General features: G+C 29.1%; 6 protein-coding genes and 1 tRNA gene. 3 read left to right on the forward strand and 4 right to left on the reverse strand.

The features are described 5' to 3' along the window. Positions 1-146 precede the first annotated feature (146 nt). Positions 147-4,448 (reverse strand): type II CRISPR RNA-guided endonuclease Cas9, encoded by a 4,302-nt coding sequence (gene cas9, locus BM246_RS13670; RefSeq protein WP_074938660.1) that lies wholly within the window; start codon positions 4,446-4,448, stop codon positions 147-149. 303 nt (positions 4,449-4,751) lie between these two features. Between cas9 and BM246_RS13675 the strand changes: the two genes are divergently transcribed. The 3 genes from BM246_RS13675 (at position 4,752) to BM246_RS13680 (ending at position 6,750) form a co-directional block, all read left to right on the forward strand. Further along, positions 4,752-6,167: a hypothetical protein gene (locus tag BM246_RS13675; protein WP_074938662.1), complete on the forward strand. Its 1,416-nt coding sequence runs from the start codon at positions 4,752-4,754 to the stop codon at positions 6,165-6,167. Positions 6,168-6,353: 186 nt separating this feature from the next. Beyond that, positions 6,354-6,441: transfer RNA gene (locus BM246_RS20000), tRNA-Met, on the forward strand. Positions 6,442-6,495: 54 nt separating this feature from the next. After that, entirely contained in the window at positions 6,496-6,750 is a 255-nt protein-coding gene (locus BM246_RS13680; protein ID WP_074938664.1) for a hypothetical protein, read from the forward strand. Positions 6,751-7,001: 251 nt separating this feature from the next. On the opposite strand, the gene BM246_RS20250 is transcribed toward BM246_RS13680, so the two are convergent. The 3 genes from BM246_RS20250 to BM246_RS20130 are packed head-to-tail and all read right to left on the reverse strand — an operon-like array spanning position 7,002 to position 8,114. After that, on the reverse strand, positions 7,002-7,232 hold the full coding sequence (locus BM246_RS20250; protein ID WP_081958655.1) for an integrase core domain-containing protein: 231 nt from the start codon (positions 7,230-7,232) through the stop codon (positions 7,002-7,004). A gap of 9 nt (positions 7,233-7,241) precedes the next feature. Continuing rightward, complete coding sequence (locus BM246_RS13685; protein ID WP_083415817.1) at positions 7,242-7,874, reverse strand: IS3 family transposase; 633 nt, start codon at positions 7,872-7,874, stop codon at positions 7,242-7,244. Positions 7,875-7,895: 21 nt separating this feature from the next. Then, positions 7,896-8,114, reverse strand: coding sequence for a hypothetical protein (locus BM246_RS20130; protein ID WP_231961862.1), 219 nt, complete (start codon positions 8,112-8,114; stop codon positions 7,896-7,898). Between the last annotated feature and the right edge of the window lie 675 nt (positions 8,115-8,789).

The following is an 8,789-nucleotide window of genomic DNA, read 5'->3' on the forward strand; positions in this document are numbered from 1 at the left end:
ATATGAATAACATGTTTTCTAATCTTTAATCAAACCAATAACCTATGTCAAAGAACTCAATTTTATTTATTTCGGTAATAGAAACCTTTTTAGGGGGTAAGGCATATTCTGATTAGGATAGTAGTATAGTTTTCAATTATAAATGGTTATATTTTTTTTATTTTACCTGTTGAGTTTATGTTAAAATCAACACCTTGTACTATAATATTTAAGCCAGATTTCGAAAGTCTTAGTTTTTCATTAGGTATTTGAAAATTAACACTTGAGGATTTTTTTAATTCTCCGTCTGGTTTGGCCACAGTATGATGTCTAAATTGTACTCTACCATCAGATTCAATTGCAACTGTTTTATAAAGCCTTTTAGATAATTCTGAATCCTCTAAATCATAAATTTCATTTTTATCATTCTCATAAAATATAACTAAAGTGCCTGTTTTTAATAAAAATTTGAGAGTTAAAATATTTTTGTGTTTATCAATAATATTTAATTCTAGAGGTTGTTTTGAATTAGTATCATTTGCAGTGAAATATTTTCCGGCTTCAAAATTATTTACAACTCTAAATTCCTTCAAAGGTTTTTTATTATTATTAATCCCTTCATATATTGCAAAACAATAATTACTGTCATTCTTTGCAAAATAATGTTGTTTGTGTTCATGTTTTGAAGTGTCTCTTTGTTTTTTTATTTTAAGTGGATTTGAAACATCTTTAGTAAAGTATCGAATCTTTTTTATAGGTATGGGGTTTCCTTTTTTGTTAGGCAAAACATAAAGCTCATGTTCCATTTTGTATATTAACTTTTCAATTTTAGCTTTTAAAATTACTTCTTCTGCATTACTAACTTTATTAATCTGCTTTTTGATAGTATCAATTTCTTTCTTTATTATCTTTTCTTCTTTACGCGCATTGGTTACAATTTCTTTAATTCTATCATCAACAATATTTTTTAAATCTGAGTCAGAAAAACTATCTATAGGTTTTCTTAATACATACTTTACTACCTCTTCAATATCTCCTTTTTTATTGGTTTCTTCTCTTTTTATAGCGCCATAAAAGCTTTCTTTATGCAAAGCGCCTCTCACGGTGTCGCCTTGTTTATACTTAATATCACCATTACCATTTCTTTGTATAATACCTCGTTTTCTAATCGCTTTTTTACTTTGTATAGGCAAGACATCGGGTGTGTGATGACTAATTAGCGTATTGTTATCAAAATTATTAACATCGGTATTGAAGCCTTTCCATGGTATTCTATGTTTAAAGGTAGGTTTTGACTTTCCGTAAAACTGATAGTCTTCATAATTATGATAATAACTTGCTAAGGCATCATTAATATCTTTTTCGCAACACGCAACAACTACTGCGTCTTTTGCATGATGTGCATGGTTAATTCTTTCTTTTTTATTTAAGCCCCAAATATCTCTTAAATTAGACGTTGTTTTTCCTTTTACGGGGTATACTTTGGTAAACAATGATTTTAAAAACAAGTTTCCATACTTGCTAATAATACCAATATCGACAGATTGACTGTTTTTAAATCCTCTAGGTATTTCAGTTATAGCAAAAGTTTTATATTTATTCTTTAGGTAATTATATTCAAAACGTAATTTGGTTCTATTTTGAATATATTTATCCCTATTTTCTTTTGTTGTTGCTCCTCTAACTTTTTTAGTAATATCTCTAATTTGATTTTCTAAATTTTTATATTTAGCATACCAATGGCTTATTCTTGGCATGATCTCCTCATGATTATTACATTCGGTTGGTATTTTATTTTTTTTAATATCTCTATTATAAACGGAACAACAAAGCGTTTTATTTATTTGAGAATTATCTAAACTTTTACTTCTTGGTATAGTGTGTTCAATATCGAATTTTGGGTTTGCTCCAATAAAATCAGATATACAAATGGTTTTTCCTGTATATAGACAAATATGATTTTGCTCTTTCCATAATTGATATTTTAAAATATCATTTTCTGTGGGCTCATAATTAGAATTTACAACATCATTACAATTGACTGCTTGTAACTCTCCTTTTAATATTGCTATAATTTCTTTCTTGTAATCGTTATTTCTGTTTTGCAAATCATTCTGCCATTGCCTTATTGCTGTCCTTTCATTGGCGCTTTTAAGTTCTCTAGCCATTTCTATTCTAACAATTGTGTTTTCATCTATAGCATCGTCTTTTATTAATTGATTAATAACCTTACGCAATTGATGAAGCGCTCTCATTGCCATAGGGTTTTTAATAGATGAAATTAACGGGCTTCCTAAATATAACTTGCCGTCTATTTCACTACGCTTTGCTTGTTTATAAACTTCAATCGCAGATGGGTGATAAAGTTTTTTTAGTTGTTCTGGTTCAACATTAAAATTATCACTTAAAAATGCTTTTACACGCTCATCCAATGTTTCTTTTTTAATGAATTCTCCACGACCAGGGTTTAATTTCATTTGAGTAGAAAAAAGCTTAAAGTTATCCGTTAAAATAATTTCTTTTTCCTCATGTAAAAATAAATCCCAACGTTTTAATCCATAATAACTTATAACACTTTTATTAATATCCTTTTTATAAGCCTCAACAACAAAACTGTTTTTATCACTCCAGGTTTCTTTGTTATTCTTTACCGTTTTTATTAAACCATTAACAATATCGACTGTGTTTTTATAAATGTTATAGCTATCGATAATTGAAAATAACTCTTTATTTATAACTTTTATATCAGCTTCATTATTCCATATAGATTTAGGTAAAACAGTTTTTAAATTTGCTAAAAACACAGCATGAGAATAGAGCAAACCTTTTTCTAAATATGGTAAAATGTTACGGATAGCTTTTAAACTTAGTGATCCATAATCTTGTTTTAACTTTATTTTTGAAAACTTGGTAGCGGTATCAGCATCACAACCTAAATAATTAATTACAAATTGTTTTAGTTTTTCGGTTTTATCAAATCTAAAGAGTACGTGCCAAATGGTGTCAATTATTTGATAGGGTGTTTTATTAGAATTATCTTTATTTTTTTTATTGAAATTTTCAACTAAATAAGTTTTCCAATTATCACCAAAAACAGATCTTAAATTAGCAATAGTTGGACAACCACTAACATTTGTATAGTTCCCAAAATTGAATAACACATTATAATCTTGTACATTTTTATCTTTATAATAACCAGATTTTAAATCTTTTGGTGTCAGCTTTTTTACAATCTCTTTAAAATCAAAATTTGGCTTAGATTTTCTATAAAAAAGAGGAATTATAAGTTCTTTTTCTTCAGAATTGATAAACCTTAATTTATCGTCTTTTTCAGTTTTTATTTTTATAGAATTTATAAAACTATACATTCTAAATAACTCATAATCGGGATGTGATATGGGTATACAAGCTTTATCATTCTCTAGTGGGCAGTTTGCAACCAATCCTTTTTGAGACTTTAAAGGTCTTTGAAAAAAGATTGCATTTTCAATAGCTTTTTTTAATGTTGATGATACATTTTGTTTATCACAAATAATATGAAATTCATGCAAGTAATGTTCTTCACGATGTGTATAATTGTTTCTAATTCTTTTTCCTTCTTTGTGTAAACCATAAAAATATTCACCCAATGTATTACAATTGGCTTCTTCAATTTTCGCAGATAAATCACTAATTGCGCTTTTAACTTTACCTAAAAACTCTTTACGGTTTAAACGTTCTAATAATTTTTCTTTTACATCATGTAATTCTTCCGTAGTATTCTCCTTTAAAATAGATTTAAAGGCTCTTCCTAAAGTAAATAATGCTTTGCTATTATCGTCTGTTTTATCATAAGCATCTAAAAAATCGTCATAAGTTTGTAAAAAATCATTAACAGTGGTTGCGTGTTGAATTATTTCTTCAATTTCATTGTTTTTTTCTTCAACAATAGAATTGTCTGAGGAGTCTAACCTGTTACTTAAAAAACCACGACGCTGTGCTATGTGGTAAAAAGCTCTTCCTAATTCGTGCTTATCACTTATTCTATTTAAATCTAGTTTTTGAGTCGAAGCCTTAAATCTAAACGCATAAGGATTTTTAATTTGAGCTTTTCGTTCTAATTTTTCGTCCTGATTATCGGTGCTTAACCACAATCTGAATTGATCATTATCAGGATATATTTTTTTGTATCGCCAAAGTTTTAGTTCCTCATCGGTTAATTTGGGGCATAAATTATTATCAGATAAAACCTTTAATAGCTCTAACTTTCTTAATTTTCTTCTATATTTAAGTTTTCGGCCACTTCTATAATCTGTACGCTGTGCAGCTTTTGAACTTTCACTACTTGTTTTAGCTTCGATATTTACACCTTCAGGAAATATCCTAACACCTTTATCTATAAGAGTAAATTCTTTTTCATTATTGTACTTTTCTACTATCGCCCAACCAATTGAATTCGTTCCTAAGTCTAACCCTAAAATTTTTGCCATTATCTAATACTTTATTTTTTTAAAAGTAAGAAAAAGAAAAATACTACATTTACGGGTACCCGTAAAACAATATAATTTTTTTGTATTATATTTGTAACTGATTAAAATTTCTAATCTTTAATCTTATCACAATAAGGCTATATGCCGTAGATGAAAATCTTAAGTCCTGCTTCGGTAGGACTTTTTTTTTGTTTAAATACCGGAATTAAGTATTGGCTATATTAATAATTAAATTTATTTTTGATTTTTAATCATCATGCAAATAGCTTATTTTAATCCAGTTATCAATCAGAAATTTTAAAAATGAGAACCCTATCAAAAATTAAAGTTTTACTTGTATTAGCTTTTTCTTTATTTTTTATTAATTGTTCAAAGGATAGTAACTCTCCTAAAACAGAAGATTTAAATGAAAATAATTTTTCCTTTAAATTAAACTCGAATGAAAATTTTGAGAATGAATTGTCTTTACAAATAAAGAATAATGATGGACAAGTAGAATTTACATCAACCAAAACACAGAATAACAGTGTTGTAACTAAAATTAAGGTTTTAAGCAATAGTAATGAGTTGTTTACAGTAAAATCTAATAAGTTGGCTGATACTTTAATTGTATATTATAAAGATGGAAACGGCGTTATTGAAAGTGAAGGGTTCAGATTTATTATCAAGGATGAAAAAACAGATGTGCTTGAATTAATTGAGATTAATCCAATTAATAGAAGTATAATAATTAAAGATCGTTTTGAATTAGAGAGAAAAGAAGTGGCTGGCAGAAGTGCAGGGGTTAAAACAACTTTGAATGATTCTTCAGATGAACTTGAAGAGGAGGTTTATGAAACTGGTGAATTTCTTTCGGATCCAACAAATACTCATCCCATAACTGCTTTTTGGAAAGGAATTGTTATAGGATTAAAAGAAGGTAGTACAAATTTATATAATGATTCGGCAGAAAAGTTAGGCGCTATTTCTAACAGAATTAGTAATAACACAAAAAAGATATTAGATAATCTATCAAAAGTTACAGGTAAATTAAATGAAGCTAAACAGTTTATCAATAATTCTTCGAAAGATTTTATTAACACGTTAATAACTCGATTTACTGAAGGAGAAATTAGTGATGATGATTTAGATGAAATATTTAATTATCTAGTTTTAGATTGTAATGGCGTTGAAAATGGTTCCGCTTTTATTGATGAATGTAATACCTGTGTTGAGGGTAACACGGGTAAGGATAAATGTGTTGAAGATTGTAATGGAGTGTTAGGTGGTGCTGCATATTTTGATGATTGTGAGGAATGTGTTGGAGGAGAAACAGGAATAGAGGAGTGCGCAATTATTCATCCACAATGGGCTATTGGTTCATGGAAGCGTTGGGATAATCAAGGATTTGTAACAAATATACAAACAGGATGCTGGACAACAATTACCAAAGTGATAGATAATGAAACTATTTATTTTAGATATTATCCAAAATCGATATATTATTATGAGTTTCTAGCGGACGGAACGGTAGAGCAAAAACAGCCAACTAATGGTTGTGAAGATATTCCGTCAGAAACTGAGTTGGGGACATGGTCTGTAAAAAATAATGTGTTAGAAATTATCATTCGTAATCAAGTATGGCTTAAAGTAGAAAATTTTACAGAAAATAATACTAGCTATGACTTTATTGTGAAATCAACCTTTGGAAACTATTCTCAACAAATTTTAATAAAGTAATCAATTGATTTATTAAAACGAAGGTATATCCTTTTTTGATTGGAAGTTTACTAAAAATGCATCCAGCTTTATTTTCTTTGGGATAGTTTTTATTATATCATTTTTTGTTTAAATTGCACTTAAATAATTGTACAACAAGTGAACATAAACCTGAACATGGTTTTGAACACGATTCTACAAAATAACAGCGCGAAACCCCAGTAAAATGGTTCCAAAAATGGAGGTCTCGGGGCTCATAACCCGAAGGTCACTGGTTCGAGTCCAGTTCCCGCTACTAAGTTTAAATGTATTAAAAACAACGGTTTAGTTTTTGCTAAACCGTTTTTTTATGCTTACCAGTGAACAAATTATTACATTTGCATACGATATTGAATACGAAAGTGCATACGATTTGACAAAACCCAAAAACTTTTCCGAACTAAAAATCTACACGGCCAAAGGTGATTTAAAAAAACGTTGGTATGTTTATTTTTCATATCGAAATCCTGAAAGCGGAAAATTAAAACGATTAACACCGATTTATGGAAAAGCTAACAGTTATAAAACCAAAGAAGAACGACTAGAGGGTTCTATCTGTTTATAGGAAAACCTTATTAAAACTTTTAAAAGAAGGATTTAATCCTTTTGAAGATAATACAAAGCTGTTAGAGCAGCGAAAATCTAAAAAAGAATCATTCACTCATAAAGGAGATAATGTGGAGCTTAAACCTAAAAAAGTAAAGTCTGATGTGTATTATACTGAAATAGATTGACTCTTTTTTGTTGTTATTTGGACGTTCAAAAGATTTTTTTAGCAATTTAGAAGGCAAAAAACCGTTTAAACTAGGTCTGTTCTTAAATCGTAAGTTCAGGTAAATTTACATTGTTTTTTCGATAGGATTTGTATTTGATATTTGGATTCAGATGGACTTCAGCAGGTTTTCTGAGGTTCAGGCTAAAATGGGTTCTCAAATTGTTATAAATATACACCGCTTGTTGTGTCATTTTTTGTGCTAATTCAGTGTTTTTAATGTTTTGTTTTAGACCGTATTCGTATTTGAGAGTTCTGTTAATGCGTTCTGCTATTGCATTTTCTTAAGGATCATATTGTTCAGTCATACTCATTGTAATTCCATTATCTTCAGCAAACTGTGTATATTTGGGGCTGCAGTATTGGAAACCTCTATCTGAATGGTGAATAATTTTTTGATTAGGATATTTTCTGTTTTTAATGGCCATAGCGAGCGCCTCTGTACAAAGCGATGTTCTCATATGATTATCGAGTTTATATCCCATAATTTGTTTAGAATAAGCGTCTGTGACTAATGCTAGATAGTTGTGTCCGTTTTCTGTCTTAATATAAGTGATATCACTAACCCAGAGCTGTTCAGGTCGAGTAGGGACTTGGTCTTTGATCAGGTTCTTATATTTCTTGTACATATGATTAGAGTTTGTAGTGGTAATATAATTTTTTGTTTTAGGAATTAAAAGGTTATTGAGTCTTAAGAAGCGATAGAACTTATCTCTATCTATCTTAATATCAGCGTTTATAAAGTCTTGTTTAAGTTCTGAGTGTAGTTTTATTCCACCAGTTTTTGAGCCTACTTTTTTACGGTAGTCTTTAACCATTTTAATCATTTTTTGATGATCTATTTCTTTTTTCTGTTGAGATCTGAGTCTTTTATAGAAGGCTTGTTTAGATATCCCACTTGAGTGAAGCGGATGCACGATTTCCTAAAAAAAATAATATTAAACAATGAGTAAAACACCCATAGAACCACATTCTTTTAAACGGTTTTTCTTTTTTAGTTCTATCTCTTTTGCTAATGTTTTGGGTAACGACTTTTTTGACATATCGACGCCTGTAATAAGCTCCATATCAGCAATAATGTCTTGTTGAAAGTCTTTTTGGAACTCAAGTTCTTCAATCTTTTTCTTGAACTTTTTAATTTCATCGTTTTTACTCATACCCGTATTTTGTTGTACTAAGGTACTGTATTTTCTAATCCAATAAGAAATAGTTGTTCTAGGAACATCATATTTTTTAGAAGCAAAGTTTGTGGATACTTGACCGTTTAAGATTTGGTCAACGACGAATAATTTGGTTTCTAAAGTTACTTTATGGTAGCTTTTTTTCGCCAGTGTTCATTTTCTGTTTTCATAAGTGACTGTAATTAATTGCTTAATTTTTAGTCAACCTATTTCAGGAAAATTCATTTTTTAGATTACACACAACGTTTATGTATAAGGAACGTTGCGTGTTTGTGTGCGAGGATTTTCCGAAGGAAAATCAGATGCAAGCAAATGGGCAACAACCTTTAGTTAAGCCTAAAATAGCAATTTTTTTTATACGTCTTAAGTTAGCATTTAAATAAAAAAGACTAATTTAAACATATAAAATAGAAAGCACAAAAGAGAGGAATAAGGTTAATATATACGGAGAGACTACAGATCTCGTCAACATTGTAAATCCCCTCTCTTTTCTACACAGATTTCGAACAGTTCTGTGAGGCTTTTAGATCTCGATTTTAAGTCGTTGAAACTCGCGTAGTATGTCCTTTCAAAAAAATAATTTGTTATGAATAAAGATATTAAATATTTTGGTATTGACATTAGTTATTTAGTTTTTGATGTCACAGATTC

Origin of the sequence: Algibacter lectus, assembly GCF_900112395.1 — a bacterium.
Lineage (GTDB): Bacteria > Bacteroidota > Bacteroidia > Flavobacteriales > Flavobacteriaceae > Algibacter > Algibacter lectus.